General features: G+C 42.9%; 15 protein-coding genes. 4 read left to right on the top strand and 11 right to left on the bottom strand.

The features are described from left to right. Positions 1 to 121: 121 nt before the first annotated feature. The 5 genes from lnt to IYN84_RS19330 all read right to left on the bottom strand — a co-directional run bounded on the left by lnt (position 122) and on the right by IYN84_RS19330 (position 9,498). The gene (gene lnt / locus IYN84_RS19350) at positions 122 to 1,630 is read right to left on the bottom strand and encodes an apolipoprotein N-acyltransferase (protein WP_196140924.1); all 1,509 of its coding nucleotides are present in this window, start codon (positions 1,628 to 1,630) and stop codon (positions 122 to 124) included. A 65-nt stretch (positions 1,631 to 1,695) separates the two neighbouring features. Next, positions 1,696 to 3,933, bottom strand: a complete 2,238-nt coding sequence (locus IYN84_RS19345) for a hypothetical protein (protein WP_196140923.1) — start codon at positions 3,931 to 3,933, stop codon at positions 1,696 to 1,698. 226 nt (positions 3,934 to 4,159) lie between these two features. After that, positions 4,160 to 5,473: a cell wall metabolism sensor histidine kinase WalK gene (locus tag IYN84_RS19340; protein WP_210330738.1), complete on the bottom strand. Its 1,314-nt coding sequence runs from the start codon at positions 5,471 to 5,473 to the stop codon at positions 4,160 to 4,162. Positions 5,474 to 5,585: 112 nt separating this feature from the next. Further along, positions 5,586 to 6,260, bottom strand: a complete 675-nt coding sequence (locus tag IYN84_RS19335) for a response regulator (protein ID WP_196140921.1) — start codon at positions 6,258 to 6,260, stop codon at positions 5,586 to 5,588. Between the two features lie 19 nt (positions 6,261 to 6,279). Further along, a complete protein-coding gene (locus IYN84_RS19330; protein ID WP_196140920.1) occupies positions 6,280 to 9,498 on the bottom strand; it encodes an ATP-binding protein in 3,219 nt (1,072 codons plus the stop codon). 300 nt (positions 9,499 to 9,798) lie between these two features. Between IYN84_RS19330 and IYN84_RS19325 the strand changes: the two genes are divergently transcribed. Both IYN84_RS19325 and IYN84_RS19320 read left to right on the top strand, forming a co-directional pair. Beyond that, positions 9,799 to 10,377: a diheme cytochrome c-553 gene (locus IYN84_RS19325; protein WP_196140919.1), complete on the top strand. Its 579-nt coding sequence runs from the start codon at positions 9,799 to 9,801 to the stop codon at positions 10,375 to 10,377. A 196-nt stretch (positions 10,378 to 10,573) separates the two neighbouring features. Next, positions 10,574 to 11,443, top strand: a complete 870-nt coding sequence (locus tag IYN84_RS19320) for a LytTR family DNA-binding domain-containing protein (RefSeq protein WP_196140918.1) — start codon at positions 10,574 to 10,576, stop codon at positions 11,441 to 11,443. A gap of 1 nt (position 11,444) precedes the next feature. Here IYN84_RS19320 and IYN84_RS19315 read toward each other — a convergent pair whose 3' ends face one another. The 6 genes from IYN84_RS19315 to IYN84_RS19290 all read right to left on the bottom strand — a co-directional run bounded on the left by IYN84_RS19315 (position 11,445) and on the right by IYN84_RS19290 (position 19,034). Continuing rightward, complete coding sequence (locus IYN84_RS19315; protein ID WP_196140917.1) at positions 11,445 to 12,974, bottom strand: amidohydrolase family protein; 1,530 nt, start codon at positions 12,972 to 12,974, stop codon at positions 11,445 to 11,447. A gap of 101 nt (positions 12,975 to 13,075) precedes the next feature. Continuing rightward, on the bottom strand, positions 13,076 to 15,304 hold the full coding sequence (locus tag IYN84_RS19310; protein WP_196140916.1) for a molybdopterin cofactor-binding domain-containing protein: 2,229 nt from the start codon (positions 15,302 to 15,304) through the stop codon (positions 13,076 to 13,078). Continuing rightward, positions 15,301 to 15,801, bottom strand: a complete 501-nt coding sequence (locus IYN84_RS19305) for a (2Fe-2S)-binding protein (protein WP_196140915.1) — start codon at positions 15,799 to 15,801, stop codon at positions 15,301 to 15,303. Before IYN84_RS19305 ends, IYN84_RS19310 begins: the two co-directional genes overlap by 4 nt. Positions 15,802 to 16,077: 276 nt before the next feature. Continuing rightward, entirely contained in the window at positions 16,078 to 17,214 is a 1,137-nt protein-coding gene (locus IYN84_RS19300; protein WP_196140914.1) for an NnrS family protein, read from the bottom strand. Between the two features lie 95 nt (positions 17,215 to 17,309). Beyond that, a complete protein-coding gene (locus tag IYN84_RS19295) occupies positions 17,310 to 18,533 on the bottom strand; it encodes an NnrS family protein (protein WP_196140913.1) in 1,224 nt (407 codons plus the stop codon). Positions 18,534 to 18,545: 12 nt separating this feature from the next. After that, entirely contained in the window at positions 18,546 to 19,034 is a 489-nt protein-coding gene (locus tag IYN84_RS19290) for an Rrf2 family transcriptional regulator (RefSeq protein WP_196140912.1), read from the bottom strand. Positions 19,035 to 19,202: 168 nt separating this feature from the next. Here IYN84_RS19290 and ytfE point away from each other — a divergent pair, with 168 nt between their 5' ends. Together ytfE and IYN84_RS19280 are read left to right on the top strand one after the other, a co-directional pair. Then, positions 19,203 to 19,853: an iron-sulfur cluster repair protein YtfE gene (gene ytfE, locus IYN84_RS19285; protein ID WP_196140911.1), complete on the top strand. Its 651-nt coding sequence runs from the start codon at positions 19,203 to 19,205 to the stop codon at positions 19,851 to 19,853. A 24-nt stretch (positions 19,854 to 19,877) separates the two neighbouring features. Continuing rightward, a complete protein-coding gene (locus IYN84_RS19280; RefSeq protein WP_196140910.1) occupies positions 19,878 to 22,232 on the top strand; it encodes a nitric-oxide reductase large subunit in 2,355 nt (784 codons plus the stop codon). Positions 22,233 to 22,323 lie beyond the last annotated feature (91 nt).

Raw genomic sequence — 22,323 nt, 5'->3', positions numbered from 1 at the left:
TCCAAAGATAATGATTAGCGTGTACTTTACAGAGCAAATATGCAGGAAAAATGCAGAGTCAGATTTTTAGAATTGCTTATATTGTAAAAGGTACGAGAGTCTATCCAAAATAATGAATCATTCAAAAATATCTATAACGCAAAAATTGCCAAACGATAATTAATAGACATCCCCAAAACACCCAGTCTCCCAAATAAAAATATAAGCTTCGATGCTCACTCAATGGTACCGATTTTAGCTGTGAAGAATATTCTCCGGGAGCATATATTCGTTGGCCTTTTCCAGAAGAGTAAACCACTCCACTGTAACCATTGTTAGTCACACGAATGATTGATTTTCGTAACTCAATGGCACGCATTTGCGCTAAACGAAAATGCTTACGTGCATTTAAATGGTTTTGTGACCAGGTATCGTTAACAACATTGATTAATAAATTAGCGCCCAGATTAACCGCTTGCATGGAGTAATCAGGAAAATCTGACTCGTAACATATTAGTGGCGCAATCATGACGCCATTCGCAAGAGTCAAAACCGAGCTGCCTTCTCCAGGAATATAGGAAGCAGGCTTGGGAAAAACATCGCGTAATAAATTTTCCATAGGCAGGTACTCAACCAAAGGCAACAGCAATTGCTTTTTATGTTCAGCAACTATTTTTTCAGCATCAAATAAAGAAACCAGATTATATCGATAAGGTTGATTGTTAAACCCACTATGCTTATCGGAAAATGCCAGATTATGCGTGAGCACTGGGGAATTAAATTCTTTATTAAGTTGTGAAATCACCCTTTTTAAATTGATGTCTGCTCGTTGACGAGGTGGATTAGGTAGCTCCGGCCAAACAATTAAGTTGATATTTTGTTGCGCCGACTTTAATGAACGGGTTAACTCTAAAAGTTTGTTCAGCTCTGCCTTTTTTGAAACATTATAGGCAAAACTTGTATGCACTAAACCGACAGAAATGCTGTTTTGTGAATTTTGTTCCTCATTCGTACCAAACCGATAAATAGAAAATAGACCATAAATAATCAAGGTTGATAAAACAGCCGAAATGGTGACTATGTGTTTTCTCAGTTGTTGTTTTTTATCATCTTTCAATGCGAACAATAATTTCGCGAACGAAAAGTTAACCACATAAATGAGAAAATCAGCCAAAGGCAAACCACCAATATCTAACACTTGTAAAAATAAAACCGGGATTTCAAGCTGACTGCTGATAATAAGCGGTAGAGGAGACCAATGAAAAAAGCTAAGCAGCGTTAATGTGGCAGCGAGAAGAAAAACATTTGCGCCTTCACCCATTATTTTAATTTTAAAGCGACATAGAGCGAACACCATAAATGGTAGCGTTTGCCAGAGGATAAATAAGAACGTACTCGGATAAGCTATCCAAGCCGAACTTGTTGCCTTTTCCAATAACATTTGTGGCATACGAAAATACACCACAGCTGCGTATACAAAAATGCAAATTATCCAGCATAAAATATCCACTTTAGTTTTTGCTTTTTCAGTGGCATAAATAATCGGTACAAGGGCAACAAACCCTAACCAGCCTAAGGGTTCATAAACATAAGCTAATATCAGCGCAAAAGAAGAAAGCAGAGCTAAAGAAAGTTTTTTGAAATGCAGCATTTTTCTGTCACTAAAACAAAAGAGAGGTGATAATCACCTCTCTAAACCTTTATTAAATAACAATGTTATTGAGGAGCAAAGTTATTTAACAATAATTTGAATTGATGATCGTTATTTTCGTTGTACTCACTGTCATGGATCACATAACCATCAACCGCACGTAAATGGGTTCCATGATAAGTATCTAACTGCAGCGTATCACCGTGTCTGATACAACTGTTAGCATTACCATTTAATTTTTTTATGGTAAAGGTTTCCCAAGTTAAACGATTGTATGTATCTGAGTCTACCACATTGTCAAATTGGTGCGCCTGTAACCTATGGCCGTTATAGGTACGAATATAAACCTTATCTCCCCCTCGTATACATTGAGACAAGGTGCGATTGACCGGCTCGAAAGTCATAAATTCCCAATTATGAAGCATTTCACTTTGTGCTATAGCCCTTTCGCCACCAGCATTCACATTGCCGAGATAACGAGCATCGTGTGCTTGTAAACCCGTTACCGATAATTCTGTTGCATAATTCTGCCCAACTTCAGGAGGCCCAAAGTAATAGCGTAGTCCTACTAACGGATCAGTATTTACCAAATCACCTAATATACTGCCATCAAAATTACCTAAATCGACAGGCGGTTCAGTCACCTGAATAAATGAATCGGCGCCAAAAGGATAAAAATAGGTATCAAAAAAGCCAAGTGAACCTCCCTCAGGATCCCACATGCGCATCAGATTACCACCGCGAGTTAAATTTTTGTAATAAGGAGTCCCCACAAGCGAACCTGTACTATTAACCCAGGTATTCTCTAGTTGATTTGGTGTATAACAGGCATCATTATCGTCACCTTCAAAGACAAAACGAAAGCTTTCCCAGGCTAAAACATGTGGTCGATCGGTTCTTATTTTTGCTGCAGATAATGCTCCTTCTGTTGTCGCACCAAAAAACTTATGCTCGTTTTGTGAGCCTGAACGCTTTAAGAAAAATGAAGAGTTATCACAAAAACTGTTGCTGTCACTATGAAAACTGTACTGAACAGCGACACCAGCAGGATGAGAAGCTAATGCATCTTTGCTAAAAGGAAATGCCCTATTACCGTTACCGTCAACCGACATAGTGTTGTCTTCATGTTTAGGCAATCCATAACCGCCACCGTTAATATCAATTTCAAAAGTTAGATTCGCTTTATTAACTCTTAAATCTAGATCAGGATTTTTTACATAGGCAAAGGTCATGGTTTTATGAATAAAGGGCTGATGGTGATCCATATTGTGATGACCAGGATTGGTTTGAACGAAATCACCATTAGGTAGCATTAACGAAAAAGCATCTTTTTCATCGATACAAGCACCTTCATAGCTTCGGTTTTTCATTTCAAATTCGGTTCCAGTTTCATTCATACCGAAAGTCCAACCGGTTTGCACTAAAAACTTTTTATTCCCCGAATTTTTTAATCTGACTTTGGTGCCATCAGGGATGCAATAATGGCGTAGCGCTTGAAACTGATTGACGGCCAAAATTTCCCACTTTTCACTGGCGCCATTAATAGTGGGTAAATAGGCTTTACCATCGCCACTAATAAAGGTACTTTGATAGCTCACTAAAGCAACCGGTGTATTATGAGCAGCTGAATGTAAATGCTCTATGGCTAACTGATTAGTCACAGCCCCCATTGATTTAATCTGAAAGCTTTTATTGCCAAATTTATCACTAAGAACTTCGCCAATAGCCTTTTTTGCGTACTCGGTATTATTCCAAAAATACTTTTTAATCAAGTCTACCGTCGAAGCAAGCTGGAAAGTTTGCATACCATTTCGGTTTAAGCAACCACCCGATAAATTAAATATTTTATAGGTAGGTACTTTTTCAGGGTTTTTAAATAGCTTGTGCTGAATAACATGTTGATTTGAATTGAAATAACCGTGATTATATCCGCCCAAATAAGCGCCTGTAGTCGGATCGGAAATAGCAACAGTGTCATTATTTGATATGCAATTATTATTATCATTATCATCAACCAACTCAAAAATTATCGATTCGTCAGAATGATAAGGGTAATAAGTACTATTATGATAGGTATGCTTTTTAGTCCACAAACCAAAATAGTCATCTCCCTCTGAAGTGCGTCCTAAATCTTTAAACGAGAAAAAGGATTTACTATTTGGAGAGTATAAACTCACTAATGAAAATTCTGTGGGCGTTGAATTAACCGTACCGCCACCAGAGCCAGCCCAAGCATTTGACAAGTTTATTGAAAGAGCCACCATTACTAAGGCTCCCTTATGCACATAACGATAGAAACTCATAGTACTCTCCTTATTGGGTAATGAATTTTTTCTACTGTGCTTAGGTTATCGGGTAAATATGCAGGAAATATGCAGAGGATTAATTTTGTTAAGATTTTACCGAGCTGTATTAACCGCTCGAACTGTCTTAGCCGAGCATCTAGCGATAGGAAGTTTAGTAGCCTTGATGTAGCCTGCTGGCTGCTGGCTGCTGGCTGCTGGCTACGTTACTGTATTATCCGATCTTTTAAGCGCTAGCAAGTGTTACGGTCACAGACAAGCCACCGAGGTCTGAAGAATTTATGGCAATTAAACCCTTATGCGCCTCGACGATTGCCTTAGCCACCGAAAGTCCGAGTCCAGCACCGCCAGTTTCGCGATTGCGAGAATTCTCGACACGAAATAACCGATCAAACAACTTAACATGATCGTGTTTGCGAACACCCGGCGCCGAATCCTCAATACCAATGGTTACACCCTCTTCAGTTTTCTTTACAGACACCACCACTTGTCCCGGCGCATCAGTGTAACGCAGACAGTTGTCCAGCAACTTATCGAAAACAACTTTCATATTGTCGCGATCGACGTGAACAAAACAATCCTCATCAATTGCTGAGTAAGTCAATTGCAAATTGGCGTCAGCAAACCTGGATTGGTACATCTGAATAACTTCATCGAGCAACGATTTTAAATCGAGTGTTTGACGATTCCTGCCGTGATGTTCCCTGCCTAGATTGGAAGCCTGTACCAGGTCATGAATCAAACAATCCAGTTCGGATATTTTAGACTGTAACTTTTGATACGCCTCTTTCGGCTCTTTCACTACGCCGTCCTGTAAGGCTTCCAACTGCATGCGCATGACGGATAACGGCGTGCGAAATTCGTGCGACACGTCGGTTAACAGTTTATCTTGTTTTTCCAATGTTTCCAGCATCATCGCATTACGCTCGTCCAACAAGCGTTTTTCTTCCTGCTGAGCTTCTTTATAACTTTTATATGACTTTTCCATCGCCAACTCACTGTAATAACAGGTATAGACCATTACCATCGATGCTATTGAGAAACGTAAAAAACTGGTAAAGGTCCAGTCACCATTTTGCCATTCACCAATATAAATGAAGGCCATCGGAATCAAGATTCCATAAAAAACGAGCATCATCCAACTGCCGGTTTTTCGCCCGTTCAGCATAAACACAAAGAGGGGCAAAAAGAAGGTCCAGATCAGACTGTATTCGCGGTTTTGTCCCACATAAGCCAACGCCAATAAAAAGGCGATGAGCGTTACGCTTACAGTAAATACAGCAAAATCGAGCCGTTTGTTAGCGTATAATTGAAAGTAGGCGTAGCCACACACCAGCAGTCCTGCCAGATCAAGCGATGCAACCAACCATTCATCTCGAGCCAGGTTATACAGAGAAAAAATCGAAAAAAGCAGAATAATTGCTAAAATCAGGGCATTGATGATCACTAGCTTACGCAATAATGCGATATCATCTTTATATTCGATATTGGCGGTAATAAAACGTAAAAACGCTTGCTTGGTAAACATAGACGGTCTCAAATTACACTGGCCCTAAAGTAGACCATAGCAATGTGCAGACAATATGCAGAAATTATTTTTCATTCCTCGAACACTCCCTTGTCATAAGATTCTTATTCATTATTCAGTTTATTCAGTACCACGGCTCATATTTATAGCCCGCGCCATAAATCGACCGAACGGGTTCTTCCGGGGTTTCCAGTTCGGCCAGTTTTTTACGCAAATTTCGAATATGACTATCAACGGTGCGATCAGAGATGACTCGATAGTCAGAATACACCTGATCGAGGATCTGTTGTCGAGAATAGATCCGATTGGGATTCGTATAAAGTAAATGAAACAGATTAAACTCAACGGTTGTCAGACTGATAGTCTGCCCCCGAAATTGAATCGTGTGATTGTCGGCATTAACAACCATTTCTGGGGACGATTGACTGACTTTGTTATCCAAGCGACGAGTAACCGCTTTTACTCGTGCCACAAGCTCCTTTACGCTGTATGGTTTGCACACATAATCATCGGCTCCGATCTCAAGCCCTAGCAAGCGATCAACTTCCTCAACTTTGGCAGTGGTCATAATAATGGGCACATCGGAAAACTCTCGAACTTCTTTACAAATGGTTACCCCATCTTTTTGAGGAAGCATTAAATCAAGCAATACCACGCTCGGCCTGCTATGTTTTATAGCCTCAGTGACATTCGTTCCCTCATGAAAGACCTGCGTCTCAAAGCCATCTGCGTTAAGGTACATTTCAACCACCGAAGCAATTTCTTTTTCGTCTTCTACAATGAATATCCTGTGTGCCATTCGGTATTGCCTTTCTCGATTATTGGTTTTGTTTTTCAGTTATTCGTGGAAGCTCTATAGTAATCGATAATCCTCCCATGGGCGATAATTTCGCCTTTATCTCACCATCATGCGCCTGAATAATCGACTGACAAATCCAAAGTCCCAACCCGGAACCAGAGGACTCTAGTCCCCTAGCCGAGTCAGCACGATATAATCGATCAAATATTTTATTCAGCTCATCTTCTGAAATACCCGGCTCACTGTCTTCGATAATAACTTTAATATATTGTTTGCTTGAAGCAAGGAGTACATTCACGCGCCCACCTGAATCAGTGTAACGATAGCTATTTTTCAACAAATTACCGATTACTTGAGACAGGCGCCCCTGGTCAGCAAGAATATAGAGTTCGGATTTTGTTTTTTCCAAAAACTCCAATTCGATAAACTTTTGCTGAAACATAGGTCTGAAGGAGGTAACCATATCTTCTAATAAATGATTAATAGAGAGACGAACTTTGTTGAGCACAAGAGCACTACTTTCAGTTAATGACAATTGATACAGATCGCTCACTAACTGACTCAGATTGGCAATCCTGTTTTGCAATGTTTCATAAGTTTTTTCATCGGCTTTTAACACCCCATCCTGTAATGCTTCCAGTTGAACCTTAACCGTGGCCAGAGGAGTTCTTAAGTCATGTGTCACTTCAGCCAACATTTTATTTTTCTGATCCATTAGCTCAGTCATCATTTCTGCACGCTGAATCGCTTCCTTTTTTTCAAAGCGTTCCATTTGCTTAGCCTTTACCACCGCCAGTCGCCAACGCAACAGTCCATAAAAAAGAAATGAAACACTAAGTAGAACCAGCAGCATAAACCATAGCGTTTGATAATACTTAGGTTCAACTGTTACCTCTATTCTCGCTGATGTTACAGGCCAGATACCGTTTCGATTACTTCCCTGCAGCAACAGTTCATATCTTCCGGGAGGCAAGCTCGTATATTTTGCCTGCCGAATATCAAATGGCGTCGAGATCCACTCTTTATCGTAACCTTCAAGTTTATAGCGATATTGATTAGAGTCCGGATCCGAAAAATCCAGTGACGCAAAGCGGACAGAAAAGCGGTCATCCGAAGCAGTTAACCGAATTTCGGGCCTGGAAAAGTCGAACTCTCTTGTCTGGTTGCTTATCATTAACTCGGTTACTGCAGTTTGAGGCTGATAGTCCCAAGTGGATTCTGTGGTAAGGTCCATGAGCATAATCCATCCCGGAGTCACTCTCATTATGTATCTGGAGTTTAGTTTAAAAATATCGTTTCCTCGACCATTTTTAATTACGCCGTCAGCTTCACCAAATTGACTGATTATTTGTCCTTCTTGATCAAGAATAAACTGATGACCTAGCCAGTACCGCCTGTCATCAATTTGTAGCAGGCGGTCTTCTACATTCAATTGCTTTGTAGCCTCTCGAGCAAAAGATTTGAAAATCTTTTTGTCTTTGGTATCGGTAATTAGCTGCTCAATACCAGAACGAGTAAAAACCAGAATGGTTCCTTGCTGGTTTTCAATTACCTGATAAATGGTATTATGACTTAAAGTTTTCTCTGTTCGCTGTTCTTTGGAATAGAAAACCACTCGGTCATCGCCAGGTTCAACGACACCCAGTCCGCTAGTTGTACCAATCCAGAGTCGATTGTTAGAGTCGACAAATAAATTACGCACAAAACTTATAAATGGAGAGCCATCTTCATTTTTCAGTTTATCAAATGTCATATTGTCTAGGTTGAGTCTAACCAGCCCTCGATCGGAACCGACCCATAATTCACCTTGTTGACCTTCAACGATATTACGAACAAATACCCCTTCATTCTTGGTTAATGGTAACTCATATTTTATTACTGTTTTTAAATCACTGCTGACCCGATATAAATCACCATTACCACCACCTAACCAGTAAGCTCTATCTTTGTCGATGATCCCGCCAGCCAGATTTTTCGGCAATGATTGCGCTTCAGGAAAAAACTGGGTTAGCGCTCCGCTCAACAAGTTCAGACGATAGGCATCTTTTTCGGTAAGTATCAATAGTTCAAATTCATTAACTGGAATGACCTTATGAATAAAGGTTGAAAAAAGCGCCTGCAACGACTCGGAAAACCGATCCAGATATAAAAAGCTCGAGGTATCGGGATTAAAATATTGCAAACCAAAATCATTCACCCCTAACCAGACCATTCCGGAGGTCGAACGCATAATCGGATACACAGTATCTCCGCGCAAGCCAAACTCATTCAGCAAATTACCGCGCAGCTCCTTTAATAATTTACCACTGTCAGCATCACGTATTTCAATACCTGTCATTCCGGAAATCCAAATTTGTCGCTTCCCCCCGCTTTTAGCCGCAACCTCAACAAGTGAGGTATTGACAACCCCCTTTCGATTAGCTGAGTCATCCAACTTCATAACCTCGCTTTTTTTCGGTTCAACAATATAGGTTCCCTGCTTTTGTGTCGCCAGCCAGAGGCGTTCATCACTAGCCAGGAATAATCGTCTGATGACGACTCCATCAAGTTTATTATTGCTCAGCTGAGGAAAGTTTTTTTGATTAAATAGCAAAAATTTTTCCGATATCGAATCGAAAAAAGCCAGTCCTTTTGCTGTTGATAACCAAAGCTTTTCATCTGCGTCAAAAGTCAGATCCAACAAATAATTGTGATAACGATCATCGGGCTTATCCTGAGATTGAAAGTGTCTGAATTCGTTGCTCGACAGGTCCAGCCGATCGAGCCCGAAACTGTGTGCAAACCAGATATGGCCATCCGGTCCCTTTTCGATACCATTGACCTGGTTTCCACCCAGAGAATCAGCATTTTCAGGATCATGTATGTAATGCGAAGTGTGTAGTGTCCTTAAATCTACCCGAAATGCACCGCTAGACATGGTACCGATCCACAAAAAGTCACCTTCTGCTATCATTGAGCGAACATAGATACTCGATAAATCAGCCGACGGATTTGACGGGATTAATTTTTGGTAGCCGTAGCCGTCAAAGCGGAATACGCCACCTCGGGTACCAACCCAAATAAAACCTCTCTCGTCTTGAGCTAACTTTAGAATCTGTTTATTAGGTAAATTTCGATTGGCATTGGCGGTGAAAAATATTGGAGAAAAAAGTTCTGAATTAAATAGTTCAGTCTCCCGAGCATTGGAAACAAAGCTTAGAAACCCCAAAAAAATGACAAATACTTTATTTTTTTTCACTTCTTATCCTGTTCCGGTGAAAGGACTAAATACGTTCAAACTTCAGATTAACCTTCCGAATCTGACCGACTTTTTGCTATTGAACTACAGTTCTTTAGTCAAGTCCAAGCAATGCTGCAGTTAAAATTTCATAGAGCCTAAAGAGCTGTACACGCTAAGACATCTATCAAGCATCAACAGGAATCGGTCAGATAACATACCCGCAGCAACTAGCTAAATAGTCTATAGTTATTTTCTTAAAGTTAGCTTCTTGAAGTTAGCTTTTCAATGGAATTGCCACTAGCTACCGGGAGGTCGTCTATGAAAACCAAACTATCAATTTTCATCCTGAGCGCGTTTCTGACCACTTCATTAATTAATGCATATGCACAACCATCAGATAAAGAAGATAGGTCTGAATTGGTAGCGCGCGGCGAATATCTGGTTAATTTTGGCGGCTGCAATGATTGCCACACCCCCAAAATAATGACTCCCCATGGTCCCGAACTTGATCCGGATAAACTCTTATCCGGTCACCAGTCTTCATCAAAACTTCCTCCGGTTCCCACTCAAATTATAGGGCCGAATAGCTGGGGCGCAATAACCAATCATGATTTAACGGCCTGGGTAGGCCCCTGGGGAATAAGCTTTTCAGCTAATCTCACACCAGATAAAGAAACCGGACTCGGAAGCTGGACTTCAGAAATATTTATTCAATCCATGCGAACAGGTAAGCATATGGGAGTCGGAAGAGACATTTTGCCACCGATGCCGTGGTTTTCTCTAAATGCACTGTCTGATAAAGATCTGGAGGCTATATTTACTTATCTGCAGAGTGTCAAAGCGATCAATAACCCGGTGCCGCAACCGATTCCTCCGCAAACAAGCGGAGCAAAATAAACCGCTTGTACAACTGCAGGCTTTTAACGTAGACAGTCAGCATTCAGCTTAACTGGTCGACAATTCAAGCAAAATTCAAACTTTACTGGAAATAGTCAGATATCCGTATTTTGAAACCATTGGATACATTCAACCGCTTGTGTCCTTTTGTCTGCCAGTTATAATGCGGTGATTGAACCTAAAAGTGCTATTAAAAATGTTTCAAACTCTGGCCCACGAAATCCAATACCCTGGAAAAAAATTTGTCTTTTCAGTCAAGTCGTTACAAGCACTTTATTTATTCTGGTCGAGCTTTATTCTGATTGTAGCGCTCAATTGCTATAGCTACGAAACATTGATGAGTGATAGCGCTCACTCCTTTCAACAGTCGCTAATATGGGCAGGTCAATATTGGTGGAGCTGGGCACTATTAAGCCCGCTTGCAATCCTGGACTCTCGAAAAATAGTTGCTCGCCAGTTTGCTATTATGCACCTGAAAAATTACATGTTACATGCTTTGCTATTTTCACTGGCCGCAATTCTGTTATCCACCATTGCAAGTGTTCTCTTTAGCACTGAACTTTCTGTTCACACCTTCAGTAAACAGTTTTTTAATGAGCTCTATATTGGACTAGTCGTCTATTCAGCGGTTGTTATCGCTGGTACACTATTGATTATGTGCGCGGGAGAAAGTACCTCAACCCATTCAGAAAGTCAGCAAAGCGAACTGGAACAAGAAAAACAATACGCAAAGCAATTAATGGTGATCAAAGGTAATAGTAAAGTTCTGCTTGATGTCCATGATATCTGCTTTATTTCAGCGGCAGGAAATTATCTGGAAATAAATGCTAACGAGGATAATTTTCTTATCCGAAAAACGATGAAAGCGATGATTCAAATGCTGGACCCTTCATTATTTATCAGAATACATCGCTCTACAATTGTCGCACGAAATTGTATTCAGTCGATCACCCCGAGAAGCTGCGGAGATCATAAAGTACAACTCAACTGTGGCACTCATTTTATAATCAGCAAAAGTTATCGAGACGTTTTAAAATCGTTACTTGTGGAGACCAGAAACGCTTAGCTTAAAATACCCTCTTGCTCAACCAATATCCAGATAGTAATACCAGACCAGCCATCAAAACAGTTAATAGAAGTTTGAAAATAGTCAGCGTCTGTTTTAAATCTCTATTATGATTTTCAATGTTTCTCAGCATCTGCTCAAGATCACTTCGAGAAAACCAGCGGCCATTGACCATTACGCCTTCAATTTGCCGAATATTTTTTATATCAAGCAAAGGATTAGCCCTCAGCAACACGAAATTCGCTTGCGCACCAGGTCGAAATGGTGAAAACGTTTCTGCACTCTTGTAGTATGCTGCCGGATTTATAGTCGCGGTCTGCAGCGCTTCGAGCGGCGTCAAGCCGTAGTCAACCATAGTTTCCAGTTCTTCGAGCAAACTGCTTCCGGGAAAAGAAATTGGAACGCTGGCATCACTCCCTGCGAGTAACTTAACACCGGCTTCTTGCATCGCCCGAATGAGTCTTTTGTGGGCTTCATTGTACGGTAAAAGCGTTTTAAGATTGAGCTTTTGATAATCATTGTGACCCGGACGCCAAAATCCATCAAAAACTTGAGGATGCAGATATTTGACCTGGGGCGATGAATTTAGCTCTTCTTCAAGTCCTTGTATTTGTGTAGATATATTATTGATAAAAGCAACAGTGCTTGTTATCTGAATCTTTCGCTCCGCAATATCTTTTGCAACCTGTTGAACCTCTTGATTCGACAAGCCATTATCCCAGTTGACCACTTTTACGATTTCTTCAAGATGTGCGACAGAATGAGTGTTGATTTCCAGAAATTCCTGCCAACAACGCATACGGTCTTTACAAAACGTAAGCTGTTCAGGGACATGAGTTTCAACCAGCAGTTCATTGTCAACGGCGAACTTCATTGCTGACATAAGAACAGACTTTTCTTTTACACCATGGACTTTGATACCGTCAGAACCTTTCTCTTTTGCATCGCTTACTATCTCTCTAAGCTCTTGCTCACTCGACACGTAGACTTTACCACCTTCCGACGCAAAATATTCTCCAAAGGCGAAGCCCCTGTTGTTACTCTCTATCATAGGCCAGAATACTTTCATTACTGGTCCGGGCCTTTTAGCGTCTCGGATCTGATCTCTCCACCTCATTACTTCCCGAGATTCCTGCCCTAAAACCCGGATCTGAGTGACACCATTGGCTAAGTAGAGCAGTAAATCATTTTCTACACCGAACAGATGGACGTGCATATCTGTTAGCCCTGGCAACAGATAAAGTCCCTTACCATTAATTCTGTATGTATCAACTATACTATCAATAGCGTTAGTAACACGCTGCTCTGCCACAACCAGAGTTTGACCTTTAATTACTTGCTCGTTTGCCAGAGGTAACAAGTTAATATTTTCAAATACCACCTGACCAGATAAGCCTTTAGGTAAGTCGGCCTGGGTTACCCCGGGTTTTATCCAGGCAAAATGAGTGATCGGAAAAAACAGATAGACCAATCCGCTACAGATAAGCAAAAAAACGAGGATGCTAAAAAACCCGAGTATTACTTTTTTCATTGTTTTTATTTCTACCATTGAACGAAGAGTTCTCTACTCCAATGTCGTAGCTTCCCCCCAAAAAGTTTGCGATCTTGGAAAAATACTAAGTTGTCACCTCTTTAAGTCGCTTTTATTCGAAAATCTTTTAGGGGCAACTCTCGAACTCTTACTCCAATCGCATCATAAATTGCATTGCAAACAGCAGCGAATATCGGCATATTGCCAATCTCTCCAACACCACTGGCTGGTCTTTGCGATGAAATAATGTCAACCTCTATCGGTGGACACTGGCTATAGTTGAGAACAGGATAGTCCGCAAAACTGTTATTAACAACTTTCCCCGCTTCAAAATGTACCTGTGTTTGCATGGCTGATAAAGCCCAGATCACACCGCCTTCAAGCTGCGCTTTTATCATGTTCGGGTTGACGGCAATACCACAGTCAATGACTATGGTAATCTTGTTAACGGTAATTTCTTTTTTACTTGAAACTGAAACATCTGCTACCGCTGCTGCATAGGAATAGAAAAAACTCCAGCACCAGGCAATCCCTCTTCCCTGACCTGCACTTTTGTTTCCTCGCCAGTCCGCCAGCTCTGCCGCTCGTTTAATAACTCGCTTGGCCAGCTTTTTATCCAGCTGTTCTGCATCATCACTCACTTTAGGATAAAGTTCCTTGTCATTTTCCAGCAATGAAAGCCGATAATCCAATCTGTCCTGTTTGAGGTGTATAGCCAGTTCGTCAATCCAGCTTTCAAAGGCAAAACAATAGTTGTTTCCGTAGGTACCTCGCCAGTAACCCGTGGGAACAGGCATTTCATGAGTGTAACACTGCTCATAGTGCAAGTTTTCAAATTCATAGGGAATACGAAGCGGATCAAACTGAAGATAAGGATCTTTTCCATCTTTTAACGTTTCAGGTGTACGTTGTGATTCATTGCTGGCTTGCACCGCTCGTACATGCAGCGAATTTGCAAACGGAGTATTCTTTTCGTTCTTTCGGATTCCGCTTGTCATCTGGATATGCGCAGCGGGCATATACTGACCGTGCTTTGATTCATCCAGACGATTAAATAAAACCTGGATCGGTTTTTTTATTTTCTGTGCTAAAAGGACGGCTTCAATTGCATAATCTCGATAGAGGCGTCTACCAAAGCTCCCACCAATTAAAGGGGTATGAATAATCACCTGTTCACTTTCAAAGCCAAGTAGCTCCATCAGCTCGGTTTGCAGGATTGTTTGTAGGTGACAGCCCGACCAGACTTCACAACGGCTATCATTAACCACTGCGGTCGCATTCATTGGTTCAAGTGGAGCATGATTCCAGTATGGGGTTTTATAAACTGCGTCCAATTTGTGTTCGGCGAGACTTAACTCCCTGATGTAATCTCCTTTTTGATGTACAACGACACCTGCCTGCTTTAATTTTTGCGAATAATATCGGTCAATCGATGCATCATTTATCAAGTCACTTTGTGGACACTTCCACTCAACCGAAAGTTTTTCACGCGCTTGTTGTGCTTGCCAGGCACTTTTTGCGATAACAGCAATACCTGTCGGCCGATATTGTGCTTGCCCTTCCCAGCCGCTTCCTTTTAGTTCAGTGACCTCGACCACTCCCGGAGAAGCTTTTGCCGCTTTCAAGTCGAATGACCTGATACTGCCTCGCGGATAAGGGCAACGCTCGATAGAAGCAAACAGCATTTCCGGCAGCTCAATATCGATACCGTACTTAGCTTCCCCAGTCACAATACTTGCAATGTGGTTTAACCTGCGCGACTTTCCAATCCAGCGAAATTTATCGGGCTCGAACACTTCAACGGCTTTTTCATCAGGTAGTTCAAGCATTTTGGCAAGCGCCACCAGCTGACCATATGAAACCTTTTCTTCTGTTCCATTCTTGCAAACGTAACCATTGCTCACCTCACACTGACTGCTCGATACCTGCCATAGCTTAGCAGCAGCATTGATTAATAGCTGCCTGACCGCAGCTATACGAGGCCGATGGTAGCGGTACACAGAATAAGTACCAGAGCTTCCGCCAGTCCCAACCCAATGTCTTTCCTGTGGACTTTTGAAGTCGACGGTTATGTCATCGGGCTCAACTCCTAGCTCGTCGGCAATGATTAGACAAATCCCGGTGATGCTGCCCTGTCCAAGATCAGAGCGGGTAGTAAAGTAGGTGACTCTGCCTTTGTCATCGATTGATAAGAAAGGATAGGGTGACAGTTCTGCATCAGCTTCGCTGCCGGGCTCCTCACTAGCAGATGTAATAACAGAAAAGGACAGCAAACTGCCGCTACTTACGCTCAAAGATGCTTTCAAAAATTCACGACGATTTAAGCTCACAGTGATGTTCCCTTTTCTTTGATTAGCTCAGAGGCAAGTCCGATAGCTTTTTTTATTCTGGGATAGGTTCCACATCGACAAAGCACTTGTGACATATATTGATTAACGGTGGCATTGTCTGGTTCGGGATTTGTCATTAAAAGCGCAGTTGCCTGCATGATTTGTCCACTCTGACAATAGCCGCATTGGGGAACTTCAGCCTCCACCCAGGCTTTTTGCACTGGATGCTCTCCATCTTCGGAAAGTCCTTCGACTGTAGTAATTTCCTTTCCCTGACAGGCAGAAACAGGCAATACGCAAGAACGCACGGCCTGACCATCCAGATGCAAAGTACAGGCTCCACAAGTCGATAGTCCACAACCGTACTTGGTACCTTTTAAATTGAGTTCATCACGCAACACCCAGAGCAATGGTTTATTTGGCTCAACCATCAGGCTTACTGGCTTGCCATTTACGGTAAAATCAATCTTTTGAAAGTTATTCTGCTCACTGCCCATCAACTCATCCTGCTAGCAAATTTGACTAAAGTTGAGTCAAATTTATTTGAGCAACTGATTGATTACTAAAGGTTTGTGATAAATAGAAAATAGTTGGGACAGATGTACGGCGGGAAGGTTTTTGTTGGCCATAATCACAACCTGGCGAGATTATAAAACCTTCACAAGCAACAGAACTATCTGGATTAAAACTTCGGCCTCTCACATTGTGTTGAGTAGCTTTTATCCCCTCGCTCAGAATTCAATTATAGGAGATAGAAATCTATCAGGGCCTAATTACCTGCCCCTTAGCTTCCACTCCGGAAGTTTCATAGCCAACACCTCTTTGAGGACCAATAAATATGTAGTGCACCAAAACACCACACTTATACTCAAAAGTAACCGGTAATAATCCGGTAGCCAGCTCGCAATATAACGCAATATCACAGCTCCACTGATGAGTATCAGAAAGGAAAAATAAATCTCCGTTGATGTCTGGCGCTGCTTGCTTACCGCCAGCGTCATAATACTGCTGGACATTAAACCAAGTGCGCCAACAGAGATAAGATGCAAACTCGAAATGTCCACTTGCTCTTGCAAAACATTTACGCCCAGCGTTAGTTGCGCCAATGCCATCCACAGGTATCCGGTTAGCAGAGCCCAAATAGCACCATTCCGTTTTGACAGACTTGTGGGTGTCCAGCGCCAAATTCTAGTGACAATTAGCAAAGCTATCGCAGCATGTGTGCCAGAAAGAAGGTAGCGGTTATACGGAGCCAGCCAATCAAGATTTAAAGCTCGCAGCACTACCGAAAAAATAATCAACGCAATAGTTGCGCCTTCAATATTGGGTTGCACTCGGTGGGGAATTCTATAATTATTTTTCATACTCGCTTTGACGATCATGGGAGAGATAATTCGTCCGCCCATAAAAAACATCAGCATGGTCAACAGCTGCGAGAAAATAAAAACAAAATCGGCTTGATAAATCGAAGTCGAATTAAATATAACCAGTAGCACAGGAAAGCCAATCAAAATGGCCAGTGTCGGCGACATCAATTTGTTTCTTAATTTTTTGGCAGATATAAACTTGGGGGCAATAATAAAAGCCACATGACAACCGTAAACCCCATACATCCAGAGAGACAGTTCATGCTCGGCGCTAAATAACTCGACCAAGCGGGTTACACTCCATAGCCCCACCAACCAGATAACTTCAAGAACACGACGCGGCCCGGCTAAATATCCGGTAATTAACGCGCTGGTAAACCCAAACAGCATACCTCGACCGTGCTCAACGACATCGATGCTGAAACCCAAGTTGGCAAAAAATGAGAGCAGAAAAATGACAGGACAAATAACCGCCCATAGTGAAGCCAAAAAATAAAAAGGCCGTTTGGTGTTAACCTGCTTACTGATTAAATAATTAAACATTTCGCCCGACCTTTCTCAAATTCAGATTGTGGATTACTCATCACAGAAAGAATACGAATGCTCGCAATGTACAGCGTGTCATATAAAGATCGTTATTATCCCTGCCCGCCATCCACTCTTGCAGCAAAAAGGATCGGCGTATAAATAATCAGAAAAGTGACGAAAGCGCCGCCCCATAACATTGACGAAATTAAGACCAAGCTTGAATAAGCGTCAAATAGAAGTGGCGCTATAACACGCGTTAGAAATGCCAGTCCCATCAGTAAAAAAGCCGCCAGCATTATTCTGCCTACCTGAATAGGTCTACCGGTATGGCCGAGAGAAACTCTGGAAATCATCGACAAAACCATCCAGCTAATCCCGCCGACTGTAATCGCATGGTAGGCCAAAGAAGCATTGGTCAGAACGTCAAACTGAGCCAGCCCCAACATAATGAAACCTAAGCATACGGCCCAGTAGCTCAGGTGTAATGACCAAACCAATGGTGTCGAAAAAGTGACCCAGATTTGCCAGCGCCAGGCTCTGGCAAAGTTGGCAACCCCGGCAATTAAGTAAATCAAAGCAGCGAAAGTTTTAGGTAATTCAACAGACGGTATCGTGACTAGAACCGTGACCAGAATACTGAGCAATATTGAAATAATGGCCGTTTTCTCCAACCAGGGAAGCGCCAGCACTCGAGGCGTTCGCGTCCCGTTGGCAGTAAACATCGGAAATACCCGTCCGCCGATAATACAAATGACCAAACTGACAAGTACAACCATCATATGACTGATTTCGATGAAAGAAACTGAGAAACTACCGATAATAGAAAAGTGCATCAAAATGTTTAGCGCGCCCATAAATAGCAGCACAGGAACAAGAAATAAATTACGCCACATTCGGGCTTTAACAATCGGAATAGAAAAAGCAAAAGCTGCAAGCGGTAAAAATAGTAAATCGACGATGCGGACGACAAGATCGCTCGTTAGATGGGGAAAGGCCATGAGCAGACGAGCAGATCCCCATAACAAAACCAGTAAAGCGAGCGGCATGCCTTTGATACTGGAAACACCGGTCCAATTTTGAACGGCAGTCAGCAAAAAGCCGACGATAATCGCAACGGTGAAGCCGAATAGCATCTCGTGTACGTGCCAGAAATAACTACCTCCAAATGGGGAAAATTCAATATGACCGGAAAACACCAGCCCCCATAAGCAAATACTTAACACGCCAAATAGTGGGCCAAGCCAGAAGAAAGGACGAAACGCCAGTCGAAAAAGAGGAATGCCGGAACCTGAAGCTTTCTGATAAGTTACCTGACCGTTTGATAGCAAGCCCATTACTTCACACCTCTATTTTAAATCTAGATTAATTTCGTCAGCACTTTTGACTGAAGTCGAAATAATTGACGAACCCAATATTTGATCGAGCTTTGTCTTACCCGATCCTTTCAAAAGATCGGCCAGGGTAAATTTCTCCAGATAGAGAAAAAATTGATTCATCGCTTCTGCAAACATGGGCTTGAGCATACACGCCGGAGTGATTACACATTGATTATTGGCGCCGAAACATTCAACCAGAGTCGAGTCCTGCTCAAATCCTCGAACCAGTTCGCCAATTCGAATTTCCTGCGGTGGACGATTGAGCCTTATCCCGCCATTTTTCCCCCGAATGGCTTCAACATAGCCTTTGGCACTCAGCTCCTGTACCACCTTCATCAAATGGTTCTTGGAGATCCCGTAGCGCTCCGCGGCATCCTTGATGGTTATAAGTTCCTGATCATTAACCCCAAGATAAATAAGAACTCTTAACGCATAGTCTGTAAATCGAGTGATGTTCACACCAGTTTTCTCCGTCTGTGGATTCCTGTAAACGGGCGAGCAGGACGGGTGTCCGGCAAGCTTCCTTAATCAATAAGATGCATTTAGTTTACATCTTTTGAAGATGTATGTAAAATACATTTTAATAAAGATGCATCTGATATACATATTTAATAACAGGAGTAAACCATGTCCTATATTGACTGGCCCGTTGGCAAAATCGCCACCGAGGTTCCCGGCGCTACCGCCGTATTTTTTAAAAACAGAATCAACTTTTGCTGTGACGGCAAGAAAATATTGTCAGATGTGATTGAGCGAAAATCACTCGATAAGCAGCCTATTCTGCAGGCTTTGCAAGCGCTCAGCCAAAGAAAGGAAGAGCAGCTGAGCCTTGAAGAGCTGACCAACCAGCAGGTGATTGGCTATGTGCTGCAACGCTTTCATGAAGTCCATCGGGATCAACTCAATGAGCTGCAACGACTGGCACAAAGGGTCGAGACGGTTCACGGAAAGCACCCGCTTTGCCCGACGGGCCTTGCCCAGCTACTGGCTAATATGGAAGCCGAGCTGGAACAACATATGCGCAAGGAAGAATCAATTTTGTTTCCACTACTGGCGAACAATTCCGCTCCCATGGCTCGCGGTCCGATCAGCGTTATGCGTGCAGAACACGACGATCATCTCGCCAATATAGAAACCATTTATGAGCTGACCAATGATGTCACGCCCCACGAGGATGCCTGCAACACCTGGCGCGCACTTTATCTAGGATTGCAGGAATTTATCAGCGATCTAAACCAGCACATTCATATTGAAAACAATATTTTATTTAACCGTTAACGCATTGAGTCGCGGAGAATACCGATGAGAGAGTATAAAAAACTATGGTGGACCCTGCTTGGGGTCGTAGCTATCACTTTTAGTATATTGGGTTACTTTGGCACCGAAGTTTATCGGGTCGCCCCACCGATACCGAATCAATTTAACACAGTCGAAGGCGAGATCCTGACAACTGAAAAGCAAATTCTGGACGGTCAGACAGCGTGGCAATCCATTGGCGGAATGCAGCTGGGCTCAATCTGGGGACACGGCGCCTACCAGGCGCCGGACTGGACCGCCGACTGGCTGCACCGAGAGCTGCTTAACTGGCTTGAACTGGCTGCGATCGATGAATATCAGAACAGTTATCAGGCGCTGAGCGACAAACAGCAACAATCTTTACAATTCGATTTAAAACAGGAGTACCGAACCAATACCTATAACTCAAATGTAAATCAGGTCACCCTTTCTGCACGTCGAATCAAGGCAATAAAGACAACCGCAACCTATTACGACAAGCTGTTTGGCGGAGCCCCTGAATTGCAGGAGACCCGTGAGCACTACGCCATGAAAGAAGTTACCCTCCCCGACCCTGAGCGCCGGGCTCGATTGACCGAGTTCTTTTTCTGGACCGCCTGGGCAGCCTCAACAGAACGTCCTGAAGGTGGCGCCACCTATACCAATAACTGGCCTCATGAACCACTGATTGACAATAAACCGACAAGCGAAAACATTGTATGGTCCATCGCCAGTGTGGTGCTATTGATCGCCGGGATCGGTGCGCTGGTTTGGGCCTGGTCCTTTTTACGAAAAGAGGAAGCTCATCCAGTTGCACCGCAAGAAGATCCTATCACTTCGTTTAAGCTCACCGCATCGCAAAAAGCCCTTGGCAAATATCTGTTTGTGGTGGTTGCCCTGTTTATTTTTCAAATATTTCTCGGTGGATTCACCGCGCATTACACGGTCGAAGGACAGGGCTTTTACGGCATTCAAACCTCCGAATGGCTTCCCTATAGTCTGGTGAGAACCTGGCATATTCAGGCAGCATTATTTTGGATAGCCACAGGTTTTCTGGCGGCAGGGTTATTTTTGGCGCCTATTATTAATGGCGGTAAAGATCCCAAATATCAAAAAGTTGGCGTCGATATTCTATTCTGGGCACTCATTGCTGTGGTTGCCGGCTCATTCACTGGTAACTATCTGGCGATTGCGCAGATTTTGCCTCCCGAGTGGAGCTTCTGGCTGGGCCATCAGGGCTATGAATTTGTCGATCTGGGTCGACTCTGGCAGATTGGCAAATTTACAGGCGTCGTATTCTGGTTAGTGCTAATGCTCCGCTGTATTGTTCCGGCATTACAACAAAAAGGCGACAAAAACTTGCTCGCTCTGTTTACCGCATCGGTAGTAGCCATCGGCCTCTTTTACGGCGCCGGATTTTTCTACGGTGAGCGCACTCATATTTCGGTAATGGAATACTGGCGCTGGTGGATTGTCCATCTTTGGGTTGAAGGTTTCTTCGAGGTATTTGCGACCACTGCACTCGCATTTATTTTCTTTAATATGGGACTGGTCAGCAAACGAATGGCCACCGTTGCCTCGCTGGCTTCTGCATCATTATTTTTACTCGGCGGTGTTCCGGGGACTTTTCATCACCTGTATTTCTCCGGCACAACCACACCGGTAATGGCCGTTGGCGCAACCTTTAGTGCGCTTGAAGTGGTTCCTCTGATTGTGCTTGGCTATGAAGCCTGGGAGCATTACAGCCTGAAAAGCCGGGCCCCGTGGATGGCCAATATAAAATGGCCGTTAATGTTTTTTGTCGCCGTAGCATTCTGGAATATGCTGGGCGCCGGGGTACTCGGTTTCTCAATTAACCCGCCGATTGCGCTATATTATGTGCAAGGACTGAATACCACTGCCACTCATGCCCATGCCGCCTTGTTTGGCGTATACGGATTTCTCGCCTTAGGCTTTACTTTGCTGGTGCTTCGATATATTCGGCCGACAATGAAGTTCGACGAAAAGCTGATGAAAAAGGCATTCTGGTGGCTTAATGGCGGGTTGGCGTTAATGCTGTTTACCAGCCTGCTCCCTGTCGGCATTATTCAGTTTGTTGCCAGTGCTCAAGAAGGGTTGTGGTACGCTCGTAGTGAAGCTCTGTTGCAAAGCGATCTATTGGTAACGCTTCGCTGGATACGAACCATTGGCGATGTTGTCTTTATTATTGGCGGTCTGGCTGTGGCCTGGCAAGTAGTCAAAGGGATTTTTGGAATGAGTACCAAGACTCCCGAAGCAACTGCTGCGACAACCTTTATTCCGGAAGCCGCTACCGAATCAGGCTCCGGACTGGTTCATGGCGTCGATTACTGCTGCGGATCATGTGGAGACAATACAAAGTAATCGCAGTAAACATTTTAAAAACGTCAACATATAAATCATCCGGGCTTGAAAGTTTAACCGTTTAAAAATTAAACTTAGCTTTCAGCCCGTT

This window comes from Aliikangiella sp. G2MR2-5, from assembly GCF_015687155.1.
Taxonomy (GTDB): Bacteria; Pseudomonadota; Gammaproteobacteria; order Enterobacterales; family Kangiellaceae; genus Aliikangiella.
The sequence above is the reverse complement of the archived record's forward strand: the minus strand, read 5'-3'. Positions and strand labels throughout refer to the sequence as shown.

Excerpts from the sequence above, each read along its gene's own strand:
- IYN84_RS19300 (WP_196140914.1), bottom strand. The coding sequence starts at position 17,214 with ATGTTTAATTATTTAATCAGTAAGCAGGTTAACACCAAACGGCCTTTT.
- ytfE (WP_196140911.1), top strand. The coding sequence starts at position 19,203 with ATGTCCTATATTGACTGGCCCGTTGGCAAAATCGCCACCGAGGTTCCC.
- IYN84_RS19345 (WP_196140923.1), bottom strand. The coding sequence starts at position 3,933 with ATGAGTTTCTATCGTTATGTGCATAAGGGAGCCTTAGTAATGGTGGCT.
- IYN84_RS19305 (WP_196140915.1), bottom strand. The coding sequence starts at position 15,801 with ATGGGCAGTGAGCAGAATAACTTTCAAAAGATTGATTTTACCGTAAAT.
- lnt (WP_196140924.1), bottom strand. The coding sequence starts at position 1,630 with ATGCTGCATTTCAAAAAACTTTCTTTAGCTCTGCTTTCTTCTTTTGCG.
- IYN84_RS19280 (WP_196140910.1), top strand. The coding sequence starts at position 19,878 with ATGAGAGAGTATAAAAAACTATGGTGGACCCTGCTTGGGGTCGTAGCT.
- IYN84_RS19325 (WP_196140919.1), top strand. The coding sequence starts at position 9,799 with ATGAAAACCAAACTATCAATTTTCATCCTGAGCGCGTTTCTGACCACT.
- IYN84_RS19315 (WP_196140917.1), bottom strand. The coding sequence starts at position 12,974 with ATGAAAAAAGTAATACTCGGGTTTTTTAGCATCCTCGTTTTTTTGCTT.
- IYN84_RS19320 (WP_196140918.1), top strand. The coding sequence starts at position 10,574 with ATGTTTCAAACTCTGGCCCACGAAATCCAATACCCTGGAAAAAAATTT.
- IYN84_RS19295 (WP_196140913.1), bottom strand. The coding sequence starts at position 18,533 with ATGGGCTTGCTATCAAACGGTCAGGTAACTTATCAGAAAGCTTCAGGT.
- IYN84_RS19335 (WP_196140921.1), bottom strand. The coding sequence starts at position 6,260 with ATGGCACACAGGATATTCATTGTAGAAGACGAAAAAGAAATTGCTTCG.